Here is a 26,888-nt window from a genome sequence, read left to right as displayed (position 1 = left end):
CCCGCTTGCGCTTTGACGGGGCGCAATTTGCCCTGCGAGACTGCGATGAGGGGAATTGCCCATGTCCCGCCGCCATTAAGCGCAACGTGTTCCTGCGCAGGCAGGAACCCAGTCCCGCCCTCAGTGGATCATTGCACCGTAGGAATTGGGCTCCTGCCTGCGCAGGAGCATGTTGCGTTTCTTGGAAACGGCGCAAGCAGACCGTCCGTTCCCCCAAATTTCAGCGCCCCGCGCTCTACCCCAGGCCGAGCGCCGTCGCCGTCCAATAGGTCAGCCCCGCCGCGACATAGGCCAGCACGAACAGATAGCCGATCATGAACAGCGGCCATTTCCAGCCGTTGGTTTCGCGCCTTGTCACGGCGATGGTGGAGATGCACTGCGGGGCGAAGACGAACCAGGCGAGGAAGGCGAGCGCGGTCGGCAGCGGCCAATTGTCCTTCAGCCGGTCGCCCAGGCTGCGTTCCAGCTTCGCCTCATCCTCGTCCGCGTCGAGCGAATAGACTGTGGCGAGTGCCGAGACGGCAACCTCTCGCGCCGCCATGGCCGGGATCAGCGCCAGCGAAATGTCGCGGTTGAAGCCGATCGGCTCCAGCACGAGGTTGAGCCCGTTGGCGATGCGGCCCGCGACCGAATAATTGACCTGGCTGACGCCACCATTTTCCGGCGCCTTGGGGAAGCTGAGCAGCACCCAGAGGATCACGGTCGAGGTGAAGATGATCGTGCCGGCGCGCTTCAGGAAGATCACTGCGCGCTGCCACAGGCCCAGGATGATGTCCTGTGGGCGCGGCCATTGATATTTGGGCATCTCCATCAGGAAGCCGCCGCTCGCGCCCTTGGTGACGGTGCGGCGCAGCACCAGCGCGGCCAGCATCGCGCCGACGATGCCGGAGATATAGAGGCAGAACAGCACCAGCCCCTGCAAGCCGATGCCGAGCGCCACCGTGCGGGCCGGGATGAAGGCGCCGATGATCACCGCATAGACCGGCAACCGCGCCGAGCAGGTCATCAGCGGCGCGATCAATATGGTGGTGAGCCGGTCCTTCGGGTCCGCGATGGTGCGGGTCGCCATGATCCCCGGCACGGCGCAGGCGAAGGAGGAGAGCAGCGGGATGAAGGCCCGGCCCGACAGGCCAACCTTGGCCATCAACCCATCCATCAGGAAGGCGGCGCGGACCATATAGCCGGTCGCCTCCAGCATCAGGATGAAGAAGAAGAGGATCAGGATCTGCGGCAGGAACACGATGACCGATCCGACGCCGTTCAGCACCCCGTCGACCAGGAAGGAGCGCAGCAGTCCGCCGGGCAGCGACGCCGTCACGGCGTCGCTGGCGCTGGCGACAAAGCCCTCGATCATGGCGATCGGCGCTTCGGACCAGGCATAGACCGCCTGGAACATGATGAAGAGCAGGGCGAGCAGCAGGATCAGCCCCGCCACGGGATGCAGCGCCACCCGGTCGACCGCGCTGGTCAGGCGGCGGGAAGGCGTTTCGCGCACGATGGCGGCGCGGGCGATGCGGCGCGCTTCCCGGCGCAGGCCGTCGAAATCGCGCTGTTCGCCCGAAGCGCGGACCTTGCCCGCGCTGCCGTCGAGCATCGTTTCCAGTTCGCTGCGCAGATGATCGAGGCCGCGCTTGCGCACCGCCACGGTGGAGATGACCGGCACGCCCAGTTCGCGGGACAGGATATGGGCGTCCAGCTCCAGCCCGTCGCGGGTGGCGAGGTCGACCATGTTGAGCGCGACGACGGTCGGCAGCCCCAGCTCGATCAGTTCCAGCGCGAAGCGGAGATGATTGTCGAGATTGGAGGCGTCGACCACCACCACCAGCGCGTCGGGCAGGCGTTCGCCCGCCTGCTTGCCCAATATGACGTCCCGCGTCACCTGTTCGTCGGGGCTGGTGGGGTTGAGGCTGTAGGTGCCGGGCAGATCGACCAGTTCGATCGGCCGGCCGTCGGACAGGGAAAGGCGGCCCGCCTTGCGCTCCACGGTGACGCCGGGATAATTGCCCAGCTTCTGGCGGGCGCCGGTGAGCGCGTTGAACAGGGCGCTCTTGCCGGCATTGGGATTGCCGACCAGCGCGATCAGCGGCAGGCCGGTCATGCGTCGTCTTCCTGCGGCCCGGTGCGCACGGTGATGGCGGCGGCATGGTTGCGGCGCATGGCGATGGTCATGCGGCCGACCTTGCAGGCGATCGGGCCACGGCCCAGCAACCCGCCATGGTGCAGCGCCTCGACGCTGGCGCCTTCGCACAGGCCGAATTCGCGAAGCCGCTGGCCGTCCGACGCGGACAGGGCGTTCCAGTCGATCAGGTCCACATAAGCGGGTTGGCGCAACGGCAGGTCGGTCAGGCGCAAGGGTAAGGCACTCGTCATCTACTTCTGCGAGTGACTATCAATACCGATTGGAAAAGGCCAGCATGAATCGGCGCGGCGGCGCGGCAGATTATATGGCGGGGTAGCGCAGCCGTCCGATGAAGCGGGCGAAGCTCAGCCGTTCGCCGCCGCCAATGCCCTTCCACTGCGCCTTGGCGCGCTCGAAGCGCATCACGCCCTCGATCCGGCGGGCCAGGAAAGCGCGGGTCTCCGCCCAATCCTCGCTCTCGTCATCGACGAAAACTAGCAGGGTCGCGGCATAAACCCCCGCCAGAGTCAGCCGCTTCGTATAATGGTTGAGGTCGGTCGACTCGTCGCCCGCCGCGCGCCAGATGGCGTCCGCGGCGCGCCAGCCGAGCTTCGTGGCGCGAGCCGCGTTGCGCGGCATGGCCATGATCGCCTGGGCGCGGCGTAGCGCCTCCCGGTCGCGGGCCAGCAGGGTCAGCCGGGTCTCGACGAGCGAGGTGATGCGCTGGCGAATCGACAGGGCGGCGAGCTTTTCCGGCGTCAGCGCCTCCAGCATCCGCGCATCGATACTGGCGAACCAGGCGTCGATCATGTCCAACGCGCCGCCGGGATAGGCGAGCACGGCAATATCGGCGTCGATGCCGCATTGCTCCGCCGCCATGGTCACGGCCTCTGCGCGCCAGCCGTCGAAGGCGGCGTGGCGGGGCAGGATCGGGGCGAGCGCGGCGCGGACTTCGTCCAGCGTCATGTCCTGGTGCGTCGGGGTCATGACAGGCTATTACGCCCGGCCGGGCAGGCGCACAAGCACCAGCGCCACGGCGATCGCGGCCGCGCCGGCCAGGTCGGTGGCGGTCAACTGCTCGTGGAAGAGGAGCCAGCCGAACAATGCGGAGACCGCTGGTTGCAGCAACAGGCTGAGCCCCAGCACCAGCGGCGGGAACCAGGCGATGGCATAGGTCAGCAGGCCTTGGCCCAGAATCTGGCTGGACAGGGCGAGGGCGATCACCGGGGTCCAGTCGCCGGGCATCACCCGCTCGCCCAGCCAGAGCGCGAACAGCAGCAGCGGCAGCACCCCGGCCAGGCTGGAGCCCAGCAGCACCGACCAACTGTCGAGCCGCCGCCGCGCCCCCTGCACCACCAGCAGATAGGCGGTGTAGAGCGCCCCGGCGAGCAGGCTGAGCAGGTCGCCGCGCAGATAGCGGGGGGAAAGTTCATAGCTGCCGCCCATCATGATCGCCGCGCCCAGCGCCGCCAGCAGCAGCGCCGCCGCCTGCATCGGGCGCGGTCTCTGGCGCAGCACCAGCAGGCCCCAAAGGGGAAGCAGCAGCGCGCTCATATTGCCGAAAATCGTGGCGTTGGTGACATTCGTCAGCGGAATGCCCAGATGCCAGGCGGCAAGGTCGGCGGCGAAGAACAGTCCGGCCAGCAGCATCGCGCCAACGTCGCGGGCGCCGGGCCGCGCCGCCTTCAGCCCCGGCAGCGCGAACAGGAAGAGGAAAGGCAAGGCCAGGGTCAGGCGCCAGAAGGCGGCGGCCACCGGCCCGACATCGGACAACCGCACCAGCACTGGCCCCAGCGGCAGGATGATATTAGCCAGAATCAGCGCGGGGAAAGCAAATCTTGGCGTCGTTCTGCGGGTAAGAGGGGTTGAAGCGGCCATGGCGGCTCCTTAGCTGGCTTCGGCAGGCAAGTCCCGTTGCAATCTGCAACTTTGAAGAGGAAGTTTTTTCATGGCCAATCTGTTCGAACCGGTGCAGCTCGGGGCGATCCATGCGCCCAACCGCGTGCTGATGGCGCCGCTGACCCGGGGCCGCGCGACCCGCGACCATGTGCCGACGCCGATCATGGCGGACTATTATCGCCAGCGCGCCTCGGCGGGCCTGATCATCAGCGAGGCGACGGGCATTTCGCGGCAGGGGCTAGGATGGCCCTTCGCGCCGGGACTATGGTCGGACGAGCAGGTGACGGCCTGGCGGCCGGTGACGGCGGCGGTGCATGAGGCGGGCGGACGGATCGTCGCGCAGCTTTGGCATATGGGGCGGGTGGTGCACAGCAGCGTGACCGGCGAGCAGCCCGTCTCGGCCAGCGCCACCGCGGGGCCGGGCGATGCGCATACCTATGAGGGCAAGCAGCCCTATGAACAGGCGCGGCCCTTGGCCATCGAGGAGATTCCGGGCGTGATCGCGGATTATGTCCGCGCCGCGCACAATGCCATCGCGGCCGGTTTCGACGGCGTGCAGATCCATGCCGCGAACGGCTATCTGATCGACCAGTTCCTGCGCGACGGCAGCAACCATCGCGACGACATATATGGCGGATCGATCGAGAATCGCGTCCGCCTGTTACGGGAAGTGACGCAGGCGGTGGCCGACGCCATCGGCGCGGATCGCGTTTCAGTGCGCCTGTCCCCCAATGGCGAGACGCAGGGCGTCGACGACAGCAATCCTTCCGCGCTGTTCGCGGCCGCGGCGGATGCGTTGCAGCAGATTGGCATCGCTTTTCTGGAACTGCGGGAGCCGGGGCCGGACGGGTCATTTGGCCAGACCGACGTGCCGCGCCAGTCGCCGGTCATCCGCCGCCATTTTTCCGGGCCGCTGATCCTCAACAGCGATTACGACCTGGAGCGGGCGCAGCAGGATCTGAACAGCGGTCTGGCGGATGGCGTGAGTTTCGGCCGGGCTTTCCTGGCCAATCCGGATCTGCCCAAGCGCCTGCTGATCAACGCGCCGCTCAATGGCCTGAATATGGCGACCCTCTATAGCCAGGGCACCGAGGGCTATGTCGATTATCCGGCGCTGGAGGAAGCGGCCTGAGTCGGGGTCTGCTTTGGGCGGTGCCAAGACATTCCACCCTTCGTCACCCCGGGCTTGACCCGGGGTCCCGCTTTCTTCTCTCGTCCGCACCTAGCCCAAGGCAGCGGGACCCCGGGTCAAGCCCGGGGTGACGGAGAACTAATGACTGGAAATGGCCCACTCCCGCTTCCAGCCATGGTCCAATCCCCGCCCAAAACGCATGAAAAAGGGGCCGCCCTGTAAAAGCGGCCCCTTTTTCTAACCCTAAATCCAGCGTCTCAGGCGCCGAATCTCTCCCGCAGGGCGAGCATGGCGATGGCCGCCTTGGCCGCTTCGCCGCCCTTGTCCTTCTCATCCTTCTTGGCGCGGGTCAGCGCCTGGGCTTCGTTCTCGACCGTCAATATGCCGTTGCCGATCGGAATGCCGTCCATGCTGAGCGCCATCAGGCCGCGCGCGCTTTCGTTCGACACCACTTCGAAATGATAGGTTTCGCCGCGGATCACCACGCCGATGGCGATGAAGCCGTCATAGCGGCCGGTCTCCGCCGCCAGCGCCACCGCGCCGGGGATTTCCAGCGCGCCGGGGACCGTCACCACCTCATATTTATGCCCCTCATCCTCCAGCGCGGCGACGGCGCCTTCGATCAGCAGGTCGTTCAGATGCTCGTAGAAGCGCGCTTCGACGATCAGGAATTTTGCCATGTTGCTCTTCCTTAAAGCTCGATCGACCGCTGCCCAACCACGGCCAGGTCATAGCCGTCAAGCGCGATCAGGCTGTGATGGGTGTTGCTGATCAGGATCATGTCGTGCACGCCCAGTTCGGCCAGGATCTGCGCGCCCACGCCATAGTCGCGCAATTCGTCCATGCCCGAGTCGGGCTGGCCCGCATGATGGCGCAGGATGCGGCTCACGAAATCGCCCGGCGCCTGGGCGGTGAGGACGACGATGATGCCCGCCCCTTCCTGGGCGATGATCTCCATCGACTTGGCGAGCAGGCCGTTGCGCGGCCCGGTCGATCCGTAAACATCGTCGAGCAGCGAAAGCTGGTGCATGCGGACCAGCGTCGGTTCGTCGGGGGAGACATGGCCCTTCTGCAGCACGAGCTGCTCGGTCTGGGTCGCCTTGTTGTAGAAGCTGATCGCTTTCCAGTCGCCGCCCCATTGGCTGTTGAAGGTGGTTTCGGCGCGGCGCTCCACCATATGATCGTGGCGGCGGCGATAGGCGATGAGGTCGCGGATCGTGCCGATCTTCATCTTGTGCTTCTGGGCGAAGGGGATGAGGTCGTCCAGCCGCGCCATGGTGCCGTCGTCCTTCATCACCTCGCAGATGACGCCGGAGGGATTGAGCCCGGCCAGGCGGGCGACGTCCACCGCCGCCTCGGTATGGCCGGTGCGGACCAGCACACCGCCGTCCTTCGCCACCAGCGGGAAGACATGGCCCGGCGTCACGATGTCGTCGCGCCCCTTCGACCCGTCGATCGCGACGGATATGGTGCGGGCGCGGTCGGCGGCGCTGATGCCGGTGGTCACGCCCTCGCGCGCCTCGATCGACACGGTGAAGGCGGTTTCGTGGCGGGTGCCGTTGTTGCGGCTCATCAGGCCCAGGCCCAGATGGTCGACCCGCTCCTTGCTGAGCGCCAGGCAGATGAGACCGCGGCCGTGGGTCGCCATGAAATTGATCGCGTCGGGCGTCGCCATCTGCGCGGGGATGACCAGGTCGCCCTCATTTTCCCGGTCCTCGTCATCGACCAGGATGAACATGCGGCCGTTGCGGGCTTCGTTGATGATCTCTTCGGGGGAAGCGAGCGCGGTGCCGCCCTCGCGCTTGATGAGATAGCTTTCCAGCTTGCCCAGCGTTTCGGCGGTCGGGTTCCAGTCCGCCTCGCCCAGCTTGCGCAGGGAATTGGCGTGAAGGCCCGCCGCGCGGGCGAGGCCGGATCGCGACATGCCGCCGTCGGTGACGAGCGAGCGGACGGTATCGATAAGGGCTGACGACATGAGAACGACTCCTTCCCCGAAGCGGGGTCCGAAACGGAATGGTGCCGCATATCACATCATGATGTGATTATGGCAAGCGATAATCACATTGGGCGCGTGCGAAGGCTCTGCATCCGGTCGAGATAGCGCGCCAGCACGTCGATCTCCAGATTGAAGGTCCGGCCCGGCGTCAGGCTGTCCAGCGTCGTCGCGGCGGCGGTATGCGGGATGATGTTCAGGCCGAAATGGACGGAGCCGTCCGCCTGATCCTCCACCGTGTTCACGGTCAGCGAGATGCCGTCGACGGTGATCGAACCCTTGGCCGCCAATGCGGGGGCCAATGCTGCGGGCGCGGCGATGATAAGGCGGGTCGAATCGCCCTCATGCGCGGCGGACGCCAAAGTGCCGATGCCGTCGACATGGCCGGTGACGATATGGCCGCCCAGCTCGTCCCCGACCTTGAGCGCCCGTTCCAGGTTGAGGCGGCCGCCCTGGTCCCACAGGCCCGGCGCCGTGCGCGCGACGGTTTCGGCCGACAGGTCGACCGCGAACCAGTCCGCGCCCTTCTCCACCACCGTCAGGCAGGCGCCCGAACAGGCGATGGACGCGCCGATGGCGACCGTGTCCATGTCATAGGCGCTGCCGATCACCAGTCGCAGGTCGCCGCGCTGCTCATGGGTGCGGATGGTGCCGATGTCGGTTATGATGCCGGTGAACATGGTGCTTGGAATCCTCTTTCGCGGCTCGTCCTAGGCGCTGCGGCTCCGCACGTAAACCTCCAGCCGATCATCGCCCAGCCGCCGTTCGTCGTCGAGCCGCCAGCGGCCATGCGCGTCGGCCAGATCGGTCAGGCCGATGTCGCCTATGCCGGCCAGCCCCGCGCCGATCAGGATCGGCGCGCGATAGAGCAGCAGCCGATCGACCAGATCGGCGCGCAGGAAGGCGGCGGCAGTCTGTGCGCCGCCCTCGACCAGCAGATGGTCGACATGCGGCAGAGCGGCGATGTCCTCCGGCGCGGCGATGCCTTCCCAGCCTTCGGGCGTCTCGCCCTGGCTGAGCAGCACGCGCCGGGGGGAGCGATCCTCCAGACCCGCCAGACGCACGTCCAGCCGGGGCGCATCGGCGCGCAGCGTGCCGCCGCCCACCAATATGGCGTCATGCCGCGCCCGTTCCATATGGGCATGGGCGCGGGCGTCCGGGCCGGTGATCCAGCAGCTGGACCCATCGGCCAGCGCGATCCGGCCGTCGAGCGACAGGCCGAGCTTGAGCGTCACGGCCGGGCGGCCCAATGTCTGGCGCAGCACGAAACCGCGCATCGCGGCGACGGCTTCCTCCGCCATCAGACCCATGTCGACGGCGATGCCGCGCTTGCGCAGCCAGGCGGCGCCCTGCCCGTCGGTGCGCGGATCGGGATCGCGCAGGGCGATCACCACGCGCCGCACCCCGGCGCGGGCCATCAGGTCGGCGCAGCGGGGACCACGCGGGGAGAGATGGAAGCAAGGCTCCAGCGTCACATAGGCGGTGGCGCCGCGGGCGCGGTCCAGCGCCTCGTCCAGCGCCTGCGCCTCGGCATGGGGGCGGCCACCCTTCTGCGTCCAGCCCCGGCCAACGACATGGCCGTCGCGCACGATCAGGCAGCCGACATTGGGATTGGGGGTGGAAAGGCCCCGCCCGCGTTCCGACAGGGCGATGGCGGCGGCCATGAAGCGCCGGTCCTGCGCGGGATCGGCGGGGGGCAATATGCTTTTGGATCGCGCGCTCAGGGCTGGGCCGCTCCGGATTTCTCCACGGCTTCGGCCTTGGCCAGCCGGGCGTCGAGCTGGGCGTTGATCTGCTTCAGCGCTTCCTTGCGGCGGGCGGTGTTGCGGGCTTCATCCTTCTTCCAGTCGATGCCGAAAATATCGGCCACGCCCTGCATTTCCTTCTGCTTCTTCTGGATCGCCGCCTCGCGCTTGGCGAGGTCGATCTTCTGCTGGAGGATGATCGCCGCGTCGGAGCGGTTGGTGTCCCAGCTCTGCACATAGAAAATCTGGTTGCGCGTCGGCATGGTGTTGGTGTTGGCGTCGACGATGAAGGCCCAGATGATGACCCAGGTGAACGCGACGGACAGGCCGAGCAACGGCCATTTATGAGGCCGGTTCTCACGAAAATAGCTCCACAGGTCGCTCATCGCGCTCTTGGGAGACACCGGACGGGGGAAGATCGCCATGGCGCCGATATAGGGTAAGGCGGGACCGGATGCAAAAGCGCTGTTGTCCGTCGCCATGGCTTCCGGCCCCTTTCCTTTGATTTCAGACGTCTGCCAGGCGGAAATGGACGGTCAGCACCTTGGTCGAACTGATCGCCACCCCATCCCGAGTCGCCGGGCGGAAGCGCCATTTGCGCAGCGCATGGCGCTGGGTGGCGAGCCAGAAGGCTTCGTCGGCGGCCGACAGCCGCTCTATGTCGACGACGCGCCCGTCGGGGCCGATGGTGACGCGGACCACGACCTTGCCCTCCATCCCCTGCCGGATCATCGTGCCGGGATAGTCGGGCTGGAAAGCGGCCAGCGCGCGCGGATCGATGGTGGCGTCGGCCAGCACCGGTTCGGGCGGCGGCGGGGTGATGGGCGGCGTGATCGTGCCCGTGCCGGGCTCACCGGTTGGACGATCGTCGGTCTTCGCCGTGAAGCCGGTCGGGGGCGGGGGAATGACCGGATCTTTCACTACGGTCGGATGGGAATCGGTCTGGGGCAGGGGCTTGGAATCGCTTTCCGGCTGAGGCTGTTCCGGCGGCGGCGGCGTGTCGTCGACCGGATAGGTCAGCAGCGGCGGAGGATCGCGGAAGACATCGATCATTTCCTTGGGCATCAGCAGATAGGCCCCGACCACCAGCGCATGGACGGCAATCGCCCCGCCTACGCCGAAGGGGGACCGGTTGCCGCCGTTATAGCCGGAAACCTGTGTTGCACCGCTTGCTGTCCGCAACGTCATCAGTCGCATATCGCACCCTCCTGTCACGCGATCCTTGCTGGATCGTTATGTAACGTTACAACATTATTTTATGATATGTTGCAACATTAAATTTGGGCGTTTGCGATGGCAGGGGGGAAGATGCTGGGCCATGTTGCGGAGAATGTCGTAGGATATTTGGGAATTGGCGAGCCGAGGCGAATTGGGTGGTTCGGACAGTCTGAGTGCTGCCCTCTCCTTAGGGTGCACGTGCTCCTGCGCAGGCAGGAGCCCAGTCCCGCCCTCAAGTGGATGATCGCACCGTTTGAACTAGGCTCCTGCCTGCGCAGGAGCACGACGTGCTTAATGGCTGGAAATGGCCATTCCCCGCCAAATCCCCACCTATCCTACAGCAACGTATCAACGGCATGGATCGCAAGCCCCACCAGCCCGCCCACCAGCGTGCCGTTAACCCGGATATATTGCAGGTCGCGCCCGACCGCATGTTCGAGCCGGCTGGTGACGGTGCCCGCATCCCAACCGCGCACCGTCTCGCTGACCAGCTTGACGATGGAATCGCCATAGGCCGCGGTCGCGCCCACCGCCGCCCGGCGCATGAAGCGGTTGATCAGCAGCCGCAGCCGGGCGTCCTCCTGCAAGGTGCCGCCCAGTTGATGAAGCGCTTCGCCCAGACGCCCCGCCATCGCCTTGCCGGGGTCGCGCACCGCGCGCAGCAGTCCGCCGCGCGCCTGTTCCCACAAGCCGTCGATCCAGCGCTGCATTGCCGGATTGTCGACGATCTCGTCCCGGATGCGGGCGACGCGGGCCTGCATCTCCAGATCGAATTGCAGGTCGGCGGCAAGCTTCGTCAGGCCCTCTTCTGCCTTTAGGCGCAGGCTGTGGCCGGGGTCCTGCGCCATGTCGGCCAGCAGCTTGCGCAGCCCGTCGATGATCGCGTTGGACAGATTCTCGTCCAGGCCGGTCCAGCGCAATATCTTGCCCGATCGGTCATGCACCATCTGGCGGATGAGATGGTCATTGGCCTCCAGCGTGCGATCCGCCCAGAGGATGATGCCGTCCATCACCGGGGCATGGCGGCCGTCGCGCATCGCCGCCTCCAGCGCCTGACCGATCAGCGGGGCGAGGTTCATCGCGCGCAGCCGCTGGGCGATGGCACCCTTCACCATGCCGCCGAGCCGTTCCTGGTCCAGCGCTTCCAATATGTCGGCGGCCAGACGCGACGCGCCCTCGCGCAGCCTGCCGTCGCCGCTGGACGGGCTGGAGAGGAAGCGCCCCGCCGCGCCTGCGATGTCCAGCCGCTGCATCCGCCGCGCCACCACGGCGGGGGTCAGGAAATTGTCGCGCAGGAACAGGGCCAGCGTGTCCCCGATCCGGTCCTTGTTGCGCGGAATGATCGCGGTGTGCGGGATGGGCAGGCCCAGCGGATGGCGGAACAGGGCGGTGACGGCGAACCAGTCGGCCAGCCCGCCGACCATCGCCGCCTCGGCAAAGGCCTGGACGAAGCCGATGGCGGGGTGGAGGTGGACAGTCGCCCGCGCCGCCAGGAACAGCGCCGCCATGGCGAGCAGCATGCCCGTCGCCACCATCCGCATGCGCCGCGCCGGATGGACAGGGCTGGCGGCGATGGGGCGGGGCGGGGGGAGCATCTTCATGACCAGCCAACGGTTACGCCGCCGTTTCGTTCAGGCAAGGGCTTCTTTTCGGGGGGAGAGGGCTGCGAAACCGGTTATAGCCATTAAACGCATCGTGCTCCTGCGGAGGCAGGAGCCCAGTTCCTGCGGTGCGATGATACACAGAGGGCAGGACTGGGCTCCTGCCTCCGCAGGAGCACGATGTATTCCTAGCTTTACAGTTGCATTTTTGATTTGATATGAGCGCGCCGTGCTGCAGCCTGATGCGCTCGTCTCCAGCATGACCAAGCGATGATGTAGGCGGGCCGGATACGGCGCTGAGCAAGCTTGTTGGCGATCCGTCGGACTTCCTGGATCGACCATCGGATCAGATCCTGATGGTCGGCATCCTCAGTCTTTTTGGGGGCGTTGCGTCGTTTGCGCGATACCGGATCACCGCCATCATGGCGAAGGCGAGCATCACGAGCGAGACGTGGCGGTGCCAGCCATGCCATGATCGCGTTTCGTTGTGGTCAAGGCCGAGTTCGTTCTTGGCGGTTTCGAAGCCGTCTTCGATTGCCCAGCGATGGCCTTCGACGGACACAAGCGCCTGGATGTCTGTCCCGGCGGGACACCAGGTTGTGAAGAAAGCGAGATCGCCGTCGCTGATATTGCGGCGGATCAGAAGACCGCGGGTCCAAAGGCCCGATTTCGTCTCATCATATTCATCGGCTTCGAGATCGGCGAGTTCACAGTAAGCCCAGTCATGAAGCCGTGCGCCCTTGGTCCCCTCGCCAGCGGACAAGCGCTGCCACGCATGAGGCGCAAGGTCACGCGCGATTTCTTCCGCCGTGCCTGCAACCGGGGGCTTTCCTGCCCATGAGCCGAAATGGTGATCGGATTTAACCCCGAGGACATAGCCTTTGCAGGCTCGGCGCAGCGCGCCTTCAATGTCTCCGACGCCGTACACCGCATCTGCAGCTACCCATGAAAAGGGCACATCCACTGCCAGCGCGCGCTGTATCATATCGACAGCCAAAGCTGGCTTGGTGGCGAAGGCGACCGTCTCGGGAACGTGGGTGGCGGCCAGCCTTGCCGGGTCGCTCGTCCAACTCTTGGGCAAATAGAGCGCCCGATCGATAAAGGCGTGACCCCGCGCCGACACATAGGCAGCGAACACACCAATCTGGCAGTTCGTAATCTTGCCCGCCGAGCCGGTATATTGACGCGCAACACCACAGGACGCCTTGCCCTGCTTGAGAAATCCGGTCTCATCAATGACCAGAACTGCCTCCTGTGTGGCGAGGTTCTCGACAACATACTCCCGCACAATGTCGCGAAGCCCGTCCGCGTCCCAGCGCCCCCGGCCCAAAATAGCTTGCTGTCGCCAGGGGCCCGGATCACCCGCCGCCTCAGCGCGCATCCAACCCGTCTTACGACGCTCGTCGCCCAGCACACCATCCAGGAAAAGGTTCGCTGACGCTGCAACTCGTTCCTGCGTGAACAAGCCGCGCATACGAGCCTTCACGTCGCGAAGCGACGATGCCCATAGCTCCAGCGTGGTCTCAATCGATGTACCCGTCATCCACGGCCTCCTTACCATGGAGACCCATTGATTCAGAGTTTCAATCAATATGCAACTGTAATGCTAGGAAGCGGCGCCAGCCACACCGCTCCCCACCCTATTCCGCCGGCTGCGTCGCCCCCGCGCGATTGTCGCCCGGCTTGTAGGTGAGCAGGCGGCGGCCCAGGCGCGGGCCGACCCATTCCTCGATCCCCAGCGCCAGGCTGAAGGTCGCGGGCACGATCACCAGCGTCAGCACGGTCGACAGGATCAGGCCGCCGATCACGGTGATGCCCATCGGCGCGCGCCACGCGCCGTCGCCGCTCAGCGAGGCGGCGGTCGGCACCATGCCCGCCACCATCGCCACGGTGGTCATGACGATCGGCTGGGCGCGTTTGTGCCCGGCATCGATGATCGCTTCCAGCTTGGGCACGCCCTTGCCCATCTCCTCCAGCGCGAAGTCGATGACCAGGATCGAGTTTTTGGCGACGATGCCCAGCAGCATCAGCAGGCCGATCAGCACCGGCATGGACACCGGATTGCCGGTCAGGTGCAGCGCCACCGCCCCGCCCAGCGGCGCCAGCAGCAGCGACCCCAGATTGACGAACGGAGGCATCAGCCGCTTGTAGAGCAGGGTCAGCACCGCCAGCACCAGCATGATGCCGGAAATGACCGCGATGACGAAATTCTGGATCATCTCCGCCTGCCATTTGCTGTCGCCGGTATTCAGCTTCTGCACGCCTGCGATCTTGCCGGCTGTGATCGCCTGCATCGTCGGCAAGGCGTTGATCTTGACCATCGCCTGGCTGGTGACGATGCCCGGCGCCAGGTCCGCGCCCACGACGATGCGGCGGATCTGGTTGTAGCGGCGAATCTGCGTCGGTCCCGCGCCGAATTCGATGTCGGCCACGACCTTCAGCGGCACGGAGCCGCCGCTGACCGTGGGCACCGGCATATTCTCGATCGTCGCGATGTCGCGGCGGCTGTTTTCAGCGACCGACACGCGGATCGGTATCTGCCGGTCGGACAGGGAGAATTTGGCGCTGTTCTGGTCGATGTCGCCAATCGTCGCGACGCGGATCGTCTGGCTGAGCGCGGCGGTGGTGACGCCCAGGCTGGCGGCCAGGTCGAAGCGCGGCTTGATGACGATTTCCGGCCGGTTCATGTCGCCCGCGACCCGGGGCGCACGCAGTTCATGGATGCCCGCCATTTCCGCCACCAGCTTGTTGGCGGTGGCTTCCAGCTTCACCGGATCGTCGCTGCCGAACATGAAGATGATGTCGCGGCCGAAGCCGCCGCCCGATTGCGACTGGAAATTGACGCGGGCGTCCGCGACCTGCTGGAATTTGGGCGCGATCTTGCGTTCCCATTCGACCGAGGAGATGGGCCGGTCCTTCCTGAGCGTCAGGAAGATGTCGGCGCCCGTCGTCTGGATGTCGGCAAAGGCGGCTTCGACCATGTCCTTGTCGGATGCGAGCATGTCCGCCACCTTGCGGGTGATGGCCGTGGTCTGCTGCAACGTGCTGCCGGGCACGGTTTCGACCTTCACCTGGCTGAAATCGGTGTCGATGGTCGGCTGGAACGACATGGGCAGCGTGCCGAAGGCCAGGATCGTCGCGGCGAACGCCAGGAAGCCCAGGCCCATCGTCCAGATGCGATGGTCGCGAATCCAGGCGGTGAAGCGCGCCGCGCCGCCCCGCGCGCGATGGGCGATGGCGCGGCGCTCGTCCAGCGACCAGCGCAGCACGGCCATATAGACGTCCATCAGCCAGCCTTCGCCATGGCTTTCCTGGCCATGCGCCTTCAGGAAATAGGCGGCGATCATCGGCGTGATCAGGCGCGCCACCGCCAGGCTCAGCAGCACGGCGACCACCACGGTCATGCCGAACTGGATGAAGAACTGGCCCGAAATGCCCGGCATCAGCGCCACCGGCAGGAACACCGCGACGATCGCCATGGTCGTCGCCAGCACCGCCAGGCCGATTTCGTCGGCGGCGTCGATGGAGGCCTGATAGGCGCTTTTGCCCATGCGCATGTGGCGTACGATATTCTCGATCTCCACGATCGCGTCGTCGACCAGCACGCCCGCCACCAGACTGAGCGCCAGCAGCGAAATGCCGTTCAGCGTGAAGCCCATCATGTCCATGAACCAGAAGGCCGGGATCGCGGACAGCGGAATGGCGAGCGCCGAGATCATGGTTGCCCGCCAGTCGCGCAGGAACAGGAAGACGATCACCACGGCCAGCACCGCGCCCTCGATCATCGCCTGCATGGCGCTGTGATATTGGCCCTTGGTATATTCGACGCTGGTATAAAGCTGCTTGTACTGGACCTTCGGATTTTCCTTCCGAAGCTGCTCCAGCACCTTCATCGCGTCATCGAAGACGGTGACGTCGGACGATCCCTTGGCCTTTTCCATGCTGAAGCTGGTCACTTGCCGCCCGTTCATCAGGGACAGCGTGCGCTGTTCGGCATACATGTCGCGCACATCGGCCAGGTCGGCCAGCTTGACGGTGCGGCCGCCGCTAATGGCGATCTGGGTCTGGCCCAGCGCATAGGCGTCGCGGGCGTTGCCCAGCACGCGGATCGCCTGTTCGGCGCCGGCGATTTCGGTGCGGCCGCCCGCCGCGTTCAGATTGACCTGCTGAAGCTGCTGGTTGACCTGGCTGGCGGTGATGCCATGCGATTGCAGCTTGGCGGGGTTCAGGATGACGCGGATTTCGCGGGACACGCCGCCGCCGCGCTTGACCGCCGCCATGCCCGGCACCGCCAGCAGACGCTTGGCGACGGTGTTGTCGACATACCAGGACAGCTCCTCCAGCGTCATGTCGGTGGCTTCGGCGCTGAAATAGGCGATCGGCCCGCCGTCAATGTCGACGCGGCTGACCTGCGGCTCCAAAATCCCTTCGGGCAGGTCGCTGCGAATCTGGTCGACGGCGTTCTTCACATCGTTGACGGCGCGGTCAACCGGCGTGCCGATCTGGAACTGCACATTGGTGTTGGACTGGCCCTCCGTCACCCAGGACGTGATCTCGTCCACGCCGCTGATGCCGCGCACCGCCGCCTCGACGCGTTGCGTCACCTGCGTTTCCAGTTCGGTCGGCGCCGCGCCGGGCTGGCGCACGACGACGCTGGCCATGGGGAAGCTGATGTCGGGATTCTGATTGACGTCCATCCGGCTGAAGCTGACGATGCCCGCCAGCAGCAGCGCCACGAACAGCACGATCGGGGACACCGGGTTGCGGATCGCCCAGGCGGAAATATTGCGAAAACTCATGACGGCTTCCTCGCCTGCCAGTGGACGCGCACATTCTTGTTGTCGCATCGTTTCAAGCGGAAAACCGGTTCCCACTTTTCCGCACGATGCTTTGGCGCGCCACGCCGCTTCATTTCGACTTGCCGATTTCCGGCTTCACCTTCTGCCCCGGCGTCAGGAAGGCGCCGGCCGAAGCCACGATGCGTTCGTCGCCGTTAAGGCCGTTCAGGATCGACACGCCCGCATCCGTCACCTGGCCGATCTTGACGTCGCGCCGCTGCACTTCGTCCCGGCCATTGACGACATAGACGAAATTGCCCTTCTCATCGCTCTGCACCGCCGATTCCGGCAGCATCGGCGCAGAACCAGTGCCGCTGACGATCGCGGCGGAGGCGAAGCCGCCCGGACGGATCGCCGGATTATAGGGGATGGCGATGCGGGCGATGCCCTGGCGGCTCTGATTGTCGACGACCGGCGACACCTGCCAGACGCGCCCGGCAAATTGCGCCGTGCCGCCGACCGGCGTGACCGTTGCGCCGTTGCCGGGGCGCACCGCCGCCAGATCGCCCTCGCTCACCTGGGCCAGCATTTCCATCTCCCCGCCCTTCGCCATGCGGAACAATGTGGCGCTGCCCGATCCGACGATCTGGCCCGGCTCCACGGCGCGGGTCAGCACCAGCCCGGCAGCGGGCGCGCGGATGTCGAGGCGGCCGGTGCGGGCGCGCTGTTCGGCCAGTTGCGCGATGGCGACGTTGACGCGGGCATTGGCGGCGTCGCGGGTCGCGGTGCGCTGGTCGATGTCGGCCTGGCTGATGAAGCCCCGCGACACCAGCGCCTTGGCGCGGTCGAGCTGCGCCTGCGCCAGCTTGGCGTCGGCGCGGTTGACCTCCACCTGCGCGGCGAGCGAGCGGATCTGCTCGGTCTGGACGGAACGTTCGACGGTCGCCAGCACCTGGCCCGCGCCGACCCAGTCGCCCGGCTGCACCAGCACCCGCGTCACCGCGCCGCCTTCGCCCACGACGCCGACCGGCATCTCCACTCGCGCAGCCAGCGATCCGGTGGCGCTGATGGTGTGCGACACTGTCGACTGGCCGGGGCTGATCACCGTGACGACCGGCGCCTGCGCGGCGTTGGCGGGGGTTTCCGCGCCCTTGCCGTGCATGCTGATCCAGGTGGCGACGGCGATCAGGACGATGGCGACGACCGCGCCGATTACCAGCCTGCGGCGCCAGACCGAGCGCTCGTCCCGATCGTCAAGGACATCTGCCGGCATGTCACCGACCAATGGGGTTTCGTAATTCATCCTGAATCCATCTTTCGGCATAGGGGCGCCGTTCGGATTGCTGTATTATATGAATACATCACCCGGCTCAAGCCCCCATTATCATGGCTGCGGGGCGGATCGCAAAGCCGTTCGGCCGGGCCTTGCCAAAGCCGGAGGACTATGGCGCTATAGCCGCATGGCGGCGGGAGGCGGCGATGGAATTGCTGGGATGGATCATTGTCGGGCTGTTCGCGGGCGCCATCGCCCGGCTGGTCATGCCCGGCCGCGATCCCGGCGGCTGCGTCGTCACCATCTTGCTGGGCATCGCCGGCGCGCTGCTGGCGGGCTATGTCGGGCGGCTGCTGGGCATTTACGAACCGGGCGAGCGGGCGAGCTTCATCGCCGCCGTGCTGGGTTCGATCGGCGTGCTGGCGCTCTACCGCTTTTTCGCGGGCCGGGGTTGAGGCATGAAAAGAGGCCGCGCCCCTGCGGACACGGCCTCTTTGTTCCTGGCGCGGCGTTTAGCGGACGGAACCGCGGCGCACCAGATTGACGATCGCGAGCAGGATGATGGCGCCGACCAGCGACACGAGGAAGCTGTAAAGCGTCAGGCCGTCATTGATCGAACCGCCGCTGAAGATCAGGCCGCCTACGAACGCGCCGACGATGCCGACGACGATGTTCAGCAGGATGCCCTGTTGCGCGTCGGTCCGCATGACCATGCTGGCAAGCCAGCCGATGACGCCGCCGACAACGAGCCACAAAATGATGCCCATTTCTCACTCTCCTTGGTCCACAGCCCCTTTCGGGTGGGCTGATCTGTTCAACGGAGAAGTCGGCTTTACGTTCCATTTCACCTTGACAAAGCAGAAGGCCGCCGGATGCCAGATCCGGCGGCCTTGCTGTAATGCGACCCTTTTTTCTAGAAACGGATGATCAGTATTTCTGCTGCCGTTCGTAGAGGGACTTGTAATATTGGATGCGCGTCACGCGCAGGCCGTGCATGCCGGAACGGTCGACGGCGCGCTGCCAGCTCGCAAATTCCTCCAGCGTCAGCGAATAGCGGGCGCAGGCTTCATCCACGGTCAGCAGACCGCCGTTGACGGCCGCCACGACCTCAGCCTTGCGGCGCACGACCCAGCGAGTCGTGTCCACGGGCGGCAGGCTCTCCAGAGTCAGGGGTTCTCCTAGCGGCCCGACGACCTGTGCAGGTCTGATTTTCTGGTTCTCGATCATTATCACCCTCAATAAGCGGCACTGGCGTTGCCGATTTCAGCAGTGTTTGCCTGTTTGCCTTCAAGCCCTGAACAGGCCCTAAAGCGCCACGGTAAACGCCCCCTTCATCATCCTTGCCCCACCCTTAAAAGGTTCGCGATCAACGGGTTAAAGCTGCCCGCGAGCCCCACGGCCTCGATATTGCCGTCGGAACGTGGCGCGAGAATATCGGCCAGTTCCTGGACCCAGTCGCCTTCGATCTCCTGCCCCCGCAGGACGCCCGCGACCGCCTGCGCGGTGGGGCTGGCCGCCTGCGCCGCCGCCGAAGCGGCCCGCAAGGACGGCCAGACCGGCACGCGCCGCCGGCCCGAAGGCTTGACGAAGCTGGGCTTGAGCCCGCCTGTCCGAAGGAATCCCAGATCCATGGGAGAGGGGTTTAGGAGCTAAAGGATAAGGTCCGGTAAACTTGTCCTCAATTTTGGTGATATTGCGACCGGGCAAACGGAATCCGGCTGGAATGCGGACGGTGGGGCGACTATATGCGCGCCCATGCAGCCCCAGTTCCAGCTTGCCCAATTCAATCTGAAAGACCCGCAGAGCGTGCGGCGCATCGTCGTCGCCATGTCCGGCGGCGTGGATTCCAGCGTCGTCGCCGCGCTCGCTGCGCGCACCGGCGCGGAAACCATCGGCGTGACGCTCCAGCTTTACGATCATGGCGCGGCGGTCGGGCGCACCGGAAGCTGCTGCGCCGGGCAGGACATACGCGATGCGCGGGCGGTCGCGGACCGCATCGGCATCGCCCATTATGTCTTTGATTATGAAAGCCGGTTCCGGGATTCGGTGATCGCTGATTTTGCCGACGAATATATGGCCGGGCGCACGCCCATCCCCTGCGTCAAGTGCAATATGGGGGTGAAGTTCACCGATCTATTCCAGATCGCCCGCGACCTGGGCGCCGACTGCCTCGCCACCGGCCATTATGTGCGCCGGGTCGAGGGAGCGCAGGGCGCCGAACTGCATCGCGCCGCCGATCCGGCGCGGGACCAGAGCTATTTCCTCTTCGCCACGACTCAGGCGCAGCTCGACTATCTGCGCTTCCCCCTGGGCGGCCTGCCCAAGCCGCAGGTGCGAGAGATCGCGGCGGAACTGGGCCTGTCGGTGGCGATGAAGCCGGATAGCCAGGACATCTGCTTCGTGCCGGACGGCGACTATGCGAAGATCGTGCGCAAGCTGCGGCCCGATGCCGATGAGGGCGGCGACATCGTCCATATCGACGGCCGCCTGATGGGCACGCACAAGGGGATGATCCACTATACCGTCGGCCAGCGCAAAGGGCTGGAGATCGGCGGTCAGGCCGAACCGCTCTATGTCGTGCGGCTGGATGCGGAAGCGCGGCGCGTGATCGTCGGGCCGAAGGCGGCGCTGGCGGTGTCGGCGGCAAGGCTGAGCGACATCAATTGGCTGGGCGGCGATTTCTCCGGGCCTTTGACGGCCAAGGTGCGCTCCATGGCGAAGCCGGTTCCGGCGCGGCTGGAGGGCGAGCGGCTGGTCTTCGACGCGCCCGAATATGGCGTCGCGCCGGGGCAGGCGGCGGTGCTCTATGCCGGCGACCGGGTGCTGGGCGGCGGCTGGATCGCCGCGACGGAAGCGGCGCTGGCGGAGGCGGCGTAAGCCCCTCGCTATAAGACGTCGCTATAAGACAGCGTGTTCCTGCGAAGGCAGGAACCCAGTTCGGACGGCGGGACTGGGTTCCTGCCTTCGCAGGAACACGCTGAAGTACGGGGGATCAGGCTGAAGATAGTCAAACGTGGTCGGACCAGCCCGACCTTGCCCTTTCCCGCCCCTCCCAGTAAGGCCCGCGCGTCATGACTCGTCCGCTCACCTTCGCCATCCCCAAGGGCCGCATTCTCGATGAGGCGCTGCCCCTGCTCGCCCAGGCCGGTATCGAGCCGGAGGCGGAGTTCCATGACAAGAAGAGCCGCGCCCTTCGCTTCGCCACCAACCGGCCGGACGTGTCGATCATCCGGGTGCGCGCCTTCGACGTGGCGACCTTCGTCGCGCATGGCGCGGCGCAGATCGGCATCGTCGGGTCTGACGTGCTGGAAGAGTTTGATTATTCGGAGATTTACGCGCCGGTCGACCTCGACATGGGGCATTGCCGCCTGTCGGTGGCCGAACCCGTCGGCCTGGCGGACGAGGATGAGGCAGCGCTCAGCCATGTGCGGGTCGCAACCAAATATCCTTATCTCACGCGCAAATATTATGAGGCGCGGGGCATCCAGGCGGAGTGCGTGAAGCTGAACGGTGCGATGGAATTGGCGCCCTCGCTGGGCCTGTCCCGCCGCATCGTCGACCTGGTGTCCTCGGGCGCGACGCTCAAGGCCAATGGCCTGGTCGAGACCAATATCATCATGCAGGTGTCGGCGCGTCTGATCGTCAACCGCGCCGCTTACAAGATGCGCTCGGCCGAACTGGTGCCGCTGGTGGAGGCGTTCCGCAAGGCCGTGGGGGCGAAGGATGCGGCGTGATCCCCTCACCGTCATTCCCGCGCAGGCGGGAACCCGTCTCCCGCACGTTGCGCTTGATGCGTCTTATGGGAAATTGATCCCCGCCTCCGCGGGGATGACGGAAGGAGGATGGGGCCGATGACCTTCCGCCTTTCCACCACCGACAGCGATTTCGCCGCCGCCTTCACCGCCCTGGTCGATGCCCGGCGCGAAGCCGACGAGGACGTGTCCCGCGACGTCGCCGCCATCCTCAAACGCGTCCGGGCCGAGGGCGATGCGGCGCTGGCCGATTATACCAGCCGTTTCGACCGCCACGACCTGGACGTCAGCGGCTGGGCGGTGGAGCCTGCCGAATGCCGCAAGGCGCTGGACGGCCTTTCGACCGAGCTGCGCGATGCGCTAGAACTCGCGGCGGCGCGCATCGCGGCCTATCATGACAAGCAGAAGCCGCAGGACAGCGACAGCATCGATGCGGCGGGCGTGCGCCTGGGCGCGCGCTGGAACGCGGTGGACGCGGCGGGCCTCTATGTGCCGGGCGGCCGCGCCGCCTATCCCAGTTCCCTGCTGATGAACGCGATCCCGGCCAAGGTCGCGGGCGTCCAGCGCATCGCGATGGTGACGCCCACCCCCCATGGCGAGATCAATCCGCTGGTTCTCGCCGCCGCGCAGATCGCCGGGATCGAGGAGATCTGGCGCGTCGGCGGGGCGCAGGCGGTGGCGGCGCTCGCCTATGGCACGAACCGGATCAGGCCGGTCGACGTCATCACCGGCCCCGGCAATGCCTGGGTGGCGGAGGCGAAGCGCCAGCTTTACGGCGTGGTCGGCATCGACATGGTCGCGGGCCCGTCCGAGATCGTCGTGGTGGCCGATGGGAAGAATGATCCCGACTGGATCGCCGCCGATCTGCTCAGCCAGTCGGAGCATGACCCGACCAGCCAGTCGATCCTCTTCACCGACGACGCGGCCTTTGCCGATGCGGTTGAGGAAGCCGTGCATCGGAAGCTTTCCAAGCTTACGACGGAGGTCGTGGCAACCACGAGCTGGACCGCCAATGGCGCGATCATCGTCGTGCGCGACTTCGAAGAAGCCATGCCGCTGGTCGACCGCCTCGCCGCCGAGCATCTGGAACTGGCGGTCGACGATCCCGACGCGCTGTTCGCTCAGGTCCGCCATGCCGGATCGGTTTTCCTGGGCCGCATGACGCCGGAAGCGGTGGGCGATTATGTCGCCGGACCGAACCATGTGCTGCCGACCGGACGCCGTGCGCGCTTCTCCTCCGGGCTGTCGGTGCTGGATTTCATGAAGCGCACCAGCTTCCTAAGCCTCAACCAGAGCAGCATCGACGCCATCGGCCCCGCCGCCGTCGCGCTGGCGGAGGCGGAGGGGCTTCCGGCCCATGCGGCTTCGGTGGCGCTGCGTTTGAAATAATTTCCCCTTCACTGCGTTCGGCAAAGGGCTTCGACAGGCTCAGCCCGAACGGTTATGGAAAGACTATGAACGACCGCTCCAAATCCCGCTCCGCCGCGCGCCTTGCCGCGGTCCAGGCGCTCTACCAGCTTGAGATGGAGGGCACGCCGCTCCACCTGCTGCTGCATGAATTCCACCAGCACCGCCTGGGCGCGACCATCGAGGACGTGACCTATGCGCAGGCGGAGGAAAGCTTCTTCGACGATGTCGTGCAGGGCGTCGACCGGCGGCGCGAGGAAATCGACGGGCTGATCGTGGCGCGGCTCTCCAAGGGCTGGAGCCTGGAGCGGCTCGACAAGCCGATGCGGCAGATTTTGCGCGCGGGGACGTATGAACTGCTCGCCCGCAAGGATGTCGCGACCGGCACGGTGATCAGCGAATATGTCGACGTCGCCCATGCCTTTTACGACAAGCGGGAAGCGGGTTTCGTGAACGGGCTGTTGGATGCCGTGGCCAAGGATGTGCGGAAATAAGATTTCCATATGCCGTGCTCCTGCGAAGGCAGGAGCCCAGTTCAAACGGTGGGACTGGGCTCTCACGAGCCGCCGGTCTCGTTCGAGTGCCTTCGCAGGAGCACGGTGCGCTAAAAGGTGCGCTAAAAAGGATCGGGGTCGCCATCCATGTCCGCTGAATCCCGTTTCCTGACCCTGCTCCGCCTGCTGGCGAACGACCCCGCCGCCCAGGGCTTGCGGGACGATGTGGCGGTCCTCGAAATCGGCAACGCCCGCCTGATCCTCACCAGCGACACGATGGTGGAGGGGGTGCATTATCTCCCCGCCGATCCGCCCGCCGACATCGGCTGGAAACTGGCGGCGGTGAACCTGTCCGACCTCGCCGCCAAGGGCGCGAAGCCGGTCGGCTGCCTGCTCAACTATGCGCTGTCCGGCGACGATGCGTGGGACGCGGCTTTCCTCGAAGGGTTGGGGGAGGCTCTGGCGCGTCACGCCATGCCCTTGCTGGGCGGCGACACGGTGCAGATGCCCAGGGGCGCGCCGCGCAGCTACAGCCTGACGGCCTTGGGCGAAGCGACCGGCCCGGTCCCGCTGCGGAGCGGCGCGCAGGCGGGCGACCGGCTCTACCTGACCGGCCCGGTGGGGGATGCGGGCGTAGGTCTCGACCTGCTCAAAACCATGCCGGGCGCATCGGGGCCGCTGGTGGAAGCCTATCGCCGTCCGCGCCCGCGCCTTGCCGAAGGGGCGCTGCTCGCCCGGCATGTCCATGCGATGATGGACCTATCGGACGGCCTACTGATCGACGCCGCCCGCATGGCGGAGGCGAGCGGCCTTGCCGTCACCATAGACCATATCCCGCTCTCCCCGGCGCTGGAGGCGGCGCGTGGAGCCAGCAACGCGGTCCAGATCGCCGCCGCCCGGGCGGGCGATGATTATGAGCTGCTCTTCGCCCTTCCCGCCGCGATCAAGCCGCCGGTGCGCGCCATCCCGGTCGGGCGCTTTGCCGAGGGCAAGGGGCTGACGCTGACGATCGACGGCGTGGCCCTGCCGCTGCCCGGCCGGCTCGGCTGGGAACATGGCTGATCCGCGTCGATTTGCCTTAATTTCGTAACGGGTTGACGCGGGCCGTCCGCCCTGTAGCTTCACCCCCGACCTTTCTCAGCCCGGTAGGACCGCATGATGTGCGTGAGCCTGTTGCTGATTGACGCGGTGCCCGATGCCGGAAGCGCATGTTCCGGCCGCCCGCCCTTACGCCCTTCGCTCGCCCGTCATTCCCTGCGGAGCGGCCGATGACAGGCATAACAGGGGGAGAGGAACATTCATGCAGATTGTCTCGATTGCCATAGGGTGCGGCCTGCTGGCCGTGCTCTACGGCCTGTTCACCAGTCGACAGGTGCTGGCGGCCTCCGCCGGCAATGAAACCATGCAACAGATTGCGGGCGCCATTCAGGAAGGCGCGAAGGCCTATCTCAGCCGTCAATATATGACGATCGGCATGGTCGGCGTCGTCGTCGCGGCGCTGGTCTTCTTCTTCCTTGGCGGGACGTCCGCGATAGGATTTTTGATCGGCGCGATCCTGTCGGGCGCGGCGGGCTTCATCGGCATGAACATCTCGGTGCGCGCCAATGTCCGCACCGCCGAAGCCGCTCGCGACACGCTGCAAAGCGGCCTGACGGTCGCTTTCCGTGCGGGCGCCATCACCGGCATGCTGGTGGCGGGGCTGGCCCTGCTCGCGATTTCCGTCTTCTTCTGGTATCTGACCGGCCCCGCAGGCCATGCGCCCGATGACCGGCTGGTGATCGACTCCCTCGTCGCGCTGGCCTTCGGCGCCAGCCTCATCTCCATCTTCGCGCGTCTGGGCGGCGGCATCTTCACCAAGGCGGCGGACGTCGGCGCGGACCTGGTCGGCAAGGTCGAGGCGGGCATCCCGGAGGACGATCCACGCAACCCCGCCGTGATCGCGGACAATGTGGGCGACAATGTCGGTGACTGCGCGGGCATGGCCGCCGACCTGTTCGAAACCTATGTGGTGACGGTCGGCGCGACCATGGTGCTGACGGCATTGCTGGTGAAGGGCGTCGACAACGCTTTCCTGATGCAGCTCATGTCGCTGCCGCTGATCGTCGGCGGCGTGTGCATCATCACCTCGATCATCGGCACCTATATGGTGCGGCTGGGCGCGAGCCAGTCGATCATGGGCGCGCTCTACAAGGGTTTCTGGACGACGGCGATCCTGTCAATCCCGGCGCTCTACGCAGTCACCCAATATACGCTGGGCGATCTCAATGCCCGCTTCGGCACCGATCTGGACGGGTCGGGCGGCTATACCGGCATGGCGCTGTTCTGGTCGATGATGGTCGGTCTCGCAGTCACGGGCCTGATCGTCTGGATCACCGAATATTATACCGGCACCAACTATCGCCCGGTGCGCAGCATCGCCCGCGCTTCGGAGACCGGCCATGGCACCAACGTCATCCAGGGGCTGGCCGTCAGCCTGGAAGCGACCGCACTGCCGACGCTGGTGATCGTGGTCGGCATCATCGTCGCCTATCAACTGGCGGGCCTGATCGGCATCGCCTTCGCCGCGACCGCCATGCTGGCGCTGGCGGGCATGGTGGTGGCGCTGGACGCCTATGGTCCCGTCACCGACAATGCGGGCGGCATCGCGGAAATGTCGCACATGGATGACAGCGTTCGGGTGAAGACCGACGCGCTCGACGCCGTGGGCAACACCACCAAGGCCGTGACCAAGGGCTATGCCATCGGATCGGCGGGCCTGGCCGCGCTGGTGCTGTTCGGCGCCTATACGGAGGATCTGAAATTCTACAATTCGGCTCTCGGCCTGACCGAGCCGGTCGATTTCAGCCTCTCCAACCCCTATGTCATCGTCGGCCTGCTGCTGGGCGCGCTGCTGCCCTATCTGTTCGGCGCGATGGGCATGACCGCCGTGGGTCGAGCAGCCGGTGACGTGGTGAAGGACGTGCGCGACCAGTTCGCCACCAACAAGGGCATTATGGAGGGCACGTCGCGGCCCGACTATGCCCGCACGGTGGACCTCGTCACCCGCGCCGCGATCAAGGAGATGATCATCCCCAGCCTGCTGCCGGTGCTGGCCCCGATCTTCGTCTATTTCGCGATTTCGGCGGTGGCGGGGACGCCCAACGGCTTTGCGGCTTTGGGCGCGTTGCTGCTGGGCGTGATCGTCTCCGGCCTGTTCGTGGCGCTCTCCATGACCTCGGGCGGCGGCGCCTGGGACAATGCCAAAAAATATATCGAGGACGGCAATCATGGCGGCAAGGGCAGCGAAGCCCATAAGGCCGCAGTGACGGGCGACACGGTGGGCGATCCCTATAAGGACACGGCTGGCCCTGCGGTCAATCCGATGATCAAGATCACCAACATCGTCGCCCTGCTGCTGCTGGCCGCCTTGGCGCACGGCGCGTAACGCCCCGTTAAAAAAGGGAAAGACAGGAAAATGGCCCCGCCTTATAAAGAGGC

The 26,888-nt window shown here is 66.0% G+C and carries 25 protein-coding genes; 8 read left to right on the top strand and 17 right to left on the bottom strand.

Going from position 1 to position 26,888, the window contains the following annotated elements; all coding sequences use genetic code 11:
* Positions 1-235 precede the first annotated feature (235 nt).
* The 4 genes from HUK72_RS11325 to HUK72_RS11310 form a co-directional block, all read right to left on the bottom strand.
* Positions 236-2,098: a ferrous iron transporter B gene (locus tag HUK72_RS11325; protein WP_176596857.1), complete on the bottom strand. Its 1,863-nt coding sequence runs from the start codon at positions 2,096-2,098 to the stop codon at positions 236-238.
* A complete protein-coding gene (locus HUK72_RS11320) occupies positions 2,095-2,352 on the bottom strand; it encodes a FeoA family protein (protein ID WP_176597828.1) in 258 nt (85 codons plus the stop codon). Before HUK72_RS11320 ends, HUK72_RS11325 begins: the two co-directional genes overlap by 4 nt.
* Positions 2,353-2,440: 88 nt before the next feature.
* Positions 2,441-3,106, bottom strand: coding sequence for a COQ9 family protein (locus HUK72_RS11315; protein WP_176596856.1), 666 nt, complete (start codon positions 3,104-3,106; stop codon positions 2,441-2,443).
* A 9-nt stretch (positions 3,107-3,115) separates the two neighbouring features.
* Positions 3,116-3,997, bottom strand: a complete 882-nt coding sequence (locus HUK72_RS11310) for a DMT family transporter (RefSeq protein ID WP_176596855.1) — start codon at positions 3,995-3,997, stop codon at positions 3,116-3,118.
* Positions 3,998-4,067: 70 nt separating this feature from the next.
* On the opposite strand from HUK72_RS11310, the gene HUK72_RS11305 reads away from it, so the two are divergent.
* A complete protein-coding gene (locus tag HUK72_RS11305) occupies positions 4,068-5,150 on the top strand; it encodes an alkene reductase (protein ID WP_176596854.1) in 1,083 nt (360 codons plus the stop codon).
* Positions 5,151-5,407: 257 nt separating this feature from the next.
* On the opposite strand, the gene ribH is transcribed toward HUK72_RS11305, so the two are convergent.
* From ribH to HUK72_RS11255, 10 genes are all read right to left on the bottom strand, one after another.
* Positions 5,408-5,830, bottom strand: a complete 423-nt coding sequence (ribH, locus tag HUK72_RS11300; protein WP_176596853.1) for a 6,7-dimethyl-8-ribityllumazine synthase — start codon at positions 5,828-5,830, stop codon at positions 5,408-5,410.
* An 11-nt stretch (positions 5,831-5,841) separates the two neighbouring features.
* Positions 5,842-7,125, bottom strand: coding sequence for a 3,4-dihydroxy-2-butanone-4-phosphate synthase (gene ribB / locus HUK72_RS11295; protein WP_176596852.1), 1,284 nt, complete (start codon positions 7,123-7,125; stop codon positions 5,842-5,844).
* An 83-nt stretch (positions 7,126-7,208) separates the two neighbouring features.
* Positions 7,209-7,823 carry a riboflavin synthase gene (locus tag HUK72_RS11290; RefSeq protein ID WP_176596851.1) on the bottom strand — a complete coding sequence of 205 codons (615 nt, stop codon included), beginning with the start codon at positions 7,821-7,823 and terminating at the stop codon, positions 7,209-7,211.
* Positions 7,824-7,853: 30 nt separating this feature from the next.
* Positions 7,854-8,843, bottom strand: coding sequence for a bifunctional diaminohydroxyphosphoribosylaminopyrimidine deaminase/5-amino-6-(5-phosphoribosylamino)uracil reductase RibD (gene ribD, locus HUK72_RS11285; protein WP_255325673.1), 990 nt, complete (start codon positions 8,841-8,843; stop codon positions 7,854-7,856).
* A gap of 20 nt (positions 8,844-8,863) precedes the next feature.
* Positions 8,864-9,370, bottom strand: a complete 507-nt coding sequence (locus tag HUK72_RS11280; RefSeq protein ID WP_176596849.1) for a hypothetical protein — start codon at positions 9,368-9,370, stop codon at positions 8,864-8,866.
* A 25-nt stretch (positions 9,371-9,395) separates the two neighbouring features.
* Positions 9,396-10,085 (bottom strand): energy transducer TonB, encoded by a 690-nt coding sequence (locus tag HUK72_RS11275; protein ID WP_176596848.1) that lies wholly within the window; start codon positions 10,083-10,085, stop codon positions 9,396-9,398.
* A 356-nt stretch (positions 10,086-10,441) separates the two neighbouring features.
* On the bottom strand, positions 10,442-11,707 hold the full coding sequence (locus HUK72_RS11270; protein ID WP_176596847.1) for a DUF445 domain-containing protein: 1,266 nt from the start codon (positions 11,705-11,707) through the stop codon (positions 10,442-10,444).
* 346 nt (positions 11,708-12,053) lie between these two features.
* Positions 12,054-13,268: an IS701 family transposase gene (locus tag HUK72_RS11265; RefSeq protein ID WP_176597711.1), complete on the bottom strand. Its 1,215-nt coding sequence runs from the start codon at positions 13,266-13,268 to the stop codon at positions 12,054-12,056.
* 79 nt (positions 13,269-13,347) lie between these two features.
* Positions 13,348-16,506: an efflux RND transporter permease subunit gene (locus HUK72_RS11260; protein ID WP_176596846.1), complete on the bottom strand. Its 3,159-nt coding sequence runs from the start codon at positions 16,504-16,506 to the stop codon at positions 13,348-13,350.
* 109 nt (positions 16,507-16,615) lie between these two features.
* Positions 16,616-17,788 (bottom strand): efflux RND transporter periplasmic adaptor subunit, encoded by a 1,173-nt coding sequence (locus HUK72_RS11255; protein WP_176596845.1) that lies wholly within the window; start codon positions 17,786-17,788, stop codon positions 16,616-16,618.
* A 176-nt stretch (positions 17,789-17,964) separates the two neighbouring features.
* Here HUK72_RS11255 and HUK72_RS11250 point away from each other — a divergent pair, with 176 nt between their 5' ends.
* Entirely contained in the window at positions 17,965-18,213 is a 249-nt protein-coding gene (locus HUK72_RS11250) for a GlsB/YeaQ/YmgE family stress response membrane protein (RefSeq protein WP_176597827.1), read from the top strand.
* Positions 18,214-18,270: 57 nt separating this feature from the next.
* Here the strand turns inward: HUK72_RS11250 and HUK72_RS11245 are convergent, their stop codons facing one another.
* From HUK72_RS11245 to HUK72_RS11235, 3 genes are all read right to left on the bottom strand, one after another.
* Entirely contained in the window at positions 18,271-18,525 is a 255-nt protein-coding gene (locus HUK72_RS11245) for a GlsB/YeaQ/YmgE family stress response membrane protein (RefSeq protein WP_176596844.1), read from the bottom strand.
* Positions 18,526-18,685: 160 nt separating this feature from the next.
* Positions 18,686-18,985, bottom strand: coding sequence for a DUF1153 domain-containing protein (locus HUK72_RS11240; protein WP_007687284.1), 300 nt, complete (start codon positions 18,983-18,985; stop codon positions 18,686-18,688).
* A gap of 107 nt (positions 18,986-19,092) precedes the next feature.
* The gene (locus tag HUK72_RS11235) at positions 19,093-19,389 is read right to left on the bottom strand and encodes a hypothetical protein (protein ID WP_176596843.1); all 297 of its coding nucleotides are present in this window, start codon (positions 19,387-19,389) and stop codon (positions 19,093-19,095) included.
* 124 nt (positions 19,390-19,513) lie between these two features.
* On the opposite strand from HUK72_RS11235, the gene mnmA reads away from it, so the two are divergent.
* The 6 genes from mnmA (at position 19,514) to HUK72_RS11205 (ending at position 26,835) form a co-directional block, all read left to right on the top strand.
* Positions 19,514-20,635 carry a tRNA 2-thiouridine(34) synthase MnmA gene (gene mnmA / locus HUK72_RS11230; protein ID WP_176596842.1) on the top strand — a complete coding sequence of 374 codons (1,122 nt, stop codon included), beginning with the start codon at positions 19,514-19,516 and terminating at the stop codon, positions 20,633-20,635.
* 194 nt (positions 20,636-20,829) lie between these two features.
* On the top strand, positions 20,830-21,492 hold the full coding sequence (gene hisG / locus HUK72_RS11225; RefSeq protein ID WP_176596841.1) for an ATP phosphoribosyltransferase: 663 nt from the start codon (positions 20,830-20,832) through the stop codon (positions 21,490-21,492).
* A gap of 117 nt (positions 21,493-21,609) precedes the next feature.
* Positions 21,610-22,899 carry a histidinol dehydrogenase gene (hisD, locus tag HUK72_RS11220; protein ID WP_176596840.1) on the top strand — a complete coding sequence of 430 codons (1,290 nt, stop codon included), beginning with the start codon at positions 21,610-21,612 and terminating at the stop codon, positions 22,897-22,899.
* Between the two features lie 65 nt (positions 22,900-22,964).
* Positions 22,965-23,411 carry a transcription antitermination factor NusB gene (nusB, locus tag HUK72_RS11215; protein WP_025548292.1) on the top strand — a complete coding sequence of 149 codons (447 nt, stop codon included), beginning with the start codon at positions 22,965-22,967 and terminating at the stop codon, positions 23,409-23,411.
* Positions 23,412-23,558: 147 nt separating this feature from the next.
* Positions 23,559-24,473 carry a thiamine-phosphate kinase gene (thiL, locus tag HUK72_RS11210; protein WP_176596839.1) on the top strand — a complete coding sequence of 305 codons (915 nt, stop codon included), beginning with the start codon at positions 23,559-23,561 and terminating at the stop codon, positions 24,471-24,473.
* A gap of 238 nt (positions 24,474-24,711) precedes the next feature.
* The gene (locus HUK72_RS11205) at positions 24,712-26,835 is read left to right on the top strand and encodes a sodium-translocating pyrophosphatase (RefSeq protein ID WP_176596838.1); all 2,124 of its coding nucleotides are present in this window, start codon (positions 24,712-24,714) and stop codon (positions 26,833-26,835) included.
* Positions 26,836-26,888: the final 53 nt, after the last annotated feature.

Source organism: Sphingobium sp. 15-1, from assembly GCF_013375535.1.
Lineage (GTDB): Bacteria > Pseudomonadota > Alphaproteobacteria > Sphingomonadales > Sphingomonadaceae > Sphingobium > Sphingobium aromaticivastans.
Note: the sequence above shows the minus strand (reverse complement) of the source record. Positions and strands in the feature narration are given on the sequence as shown.

What these genes read in the sequence shown, in the direction of transcription:
- HUK72_RS11325 (WP_176596857.1), bottom strand. Translation starts at nt 2,098, where the DNA reads ATGACCGGCCTGCCGCTGATCGCGCTGGTCGGCAATCCCAATGCCGGC.
- HUK72_RS11315 (WP_176596856.1), bottom strand. Translation starts at nt 3,106, where the DNA reads ATGACCCCGACGCACCAGGACATGACGCTGGACGAAGTCCGCGCCGCG.
- HUK72_RS11310 (WP_176596855.1), bottom strand. Translation starts at nt 3,997, where the DNA reads ATGGCCGCTTCAACCCCTCTTACCCGCAGAACGACGCCAAGATTTGCT.
- HUK72_RS11305 (WP_176596854.1), top strand. Translation starts at nt 4,068, where the DNA reads ATGGCCAATCTGTTCGAACCGGTGCAGCTCGGGGCGATCCATGCGCCC.
- ribH (WP_176596853.1), bottom strand. Translation starts at nt 5,830, where the DNA reads ATGGCAAAATTCCTGATCGTCGAAGCGCGCTTCTACGAGCATCTGAAC.
- ribB (WP_176596852.1), bottom strand. Translation starts at nt 7,125, where the DNA reads ATGTCGTCAGCCCTTATCGATACCGTCCGCTCGCTCGTCACCGACGGC.
- HUK72_RS11290 (WP_176596851.1), bottom strand. Translation starts at nt 7,823, where the DNA reads ATGTTCACCGGCATCATAACCGACATCGGCACCATCCGCACCCATGAG.
- HUK72_RS11280 (WP_176596849.1), bottom strand. Translation starts at nt 9,370, where the DNA reads ATGGCGACGGACAACAGCGCTTTTGCATCCGGTCCCGCCTTACCCTAT.
- HUK72_RS11275 (WP_176596848.1), bottom strand. Translation starts at nt 10,085, where the DNA reads ATGCGACTGATGACGTTGCGGACAGCAAGCGGTGCAACACAGGTTTCC.
- HUK72_RS11270 (WP_176596847.1), bottom strand. Translation starts at nt 11,707, where the DNA reads ATGAAGATGCTCCCCCCGCCCCGCCCCATCGCCGCCAGCCCTGTCCAT.
- HUK72_RS11265 (WP_176597711.1), bottom strand. Translation starts at nt 13,268, where the DNA reads ATGGTAAGGAGGCCGTGGATGACGGGTACATCGATTGAGACCACGCTG.
- HUK72_RS11260 (WP_176596846.1), bottom strand. Translation starts at nt 16,506, where the DNA reads ATGAGTTTTCGCAATATTTCCGCCTGGGCGATCCGCAACCCGGTGTCC.
- HUK72_RS11255 (WP_176596845.1), bottom strand. Translation starts at nt 17,788, where the DNA reads ATGAATTACGAAACCCCATTGGTCGGTGACATGCCGGCAGATGTCCTT.
- HUK72_RS11250 (WP_176597827.1), top strand. Translation starts at nt 17,965, where the DNA reads ATGGAATTGCTGGGATGGATCATTGTCGGGCTGTTCGCGGGCGCCATC.
- HUK72_RS11245 (WP_176596844.1), bottom strand. Translation starts at nt 18,525, where the DNA reads ATGGGCATCATTTTGTGGCTCGTTGTCGGCGGCGTCATCGGCTGGCTT.
- HUK72_RS11240 (WP_007687284.1), bottom strand. Translation starts at nt 18,985, where the DNA reads ATGATCGAGAACCAGAAAATCAGACCTGCACAGGTCGTCGGGCCGCTA.
- HUK72_RS11235 (WP_176596843.1), bottom strand. Translation starts at nt 19,389, where the DNA reads ATGGATCTGGGATTCCTTCGGACAGGCGGGCTCAAGCCCAGCTTCGTC.
- mnmA (WP_176596842.1), top strand. Translation starts at nt 19,514, where the DNA reads ATGCAGCCCCAGTTCCAGCTTGCCCAATTCAATCTGAAAGACCCGCAG.
- hisG (WP_176596841.1), top strand. Translation starts at nt 20,830, where the DNA reads ATGACTCGTCCGCTCACCTTCGCCATCCCCAAGGGCCGCATTCTCGAT.
- hisD (WP_176596840.1), top strand. Translation starts at nt 21,610, where the DNA reads ATGACCTTCCGCCTTTCCACCACCGACAGCGATTTCGCCGCCGCCTTC.
- nusB (WP_025548292.1), top strand. Translation starts at nt 22,965, where the DNA reads ATGAACGACCGCTCCAAATCCCGCTCCGCCGCGCGCCTTGCCGCGGTC.
- thiL (WP_176596839.1), top strand. Translation starts at nt 23,559, where the DNA reads ATGTCCGCTGAATCCCGTTTCCTGACCCTGCTCCGCCTGCTGGCGAAC.
- HUK72_RS11205 (WP_176596838.1), top strand. Translation starts at nt 24,712, where the DNA reads ATGCAGATTGTCTCGATTGCCATAGGGTGCGGCCTGCTGGCCGTGCTC.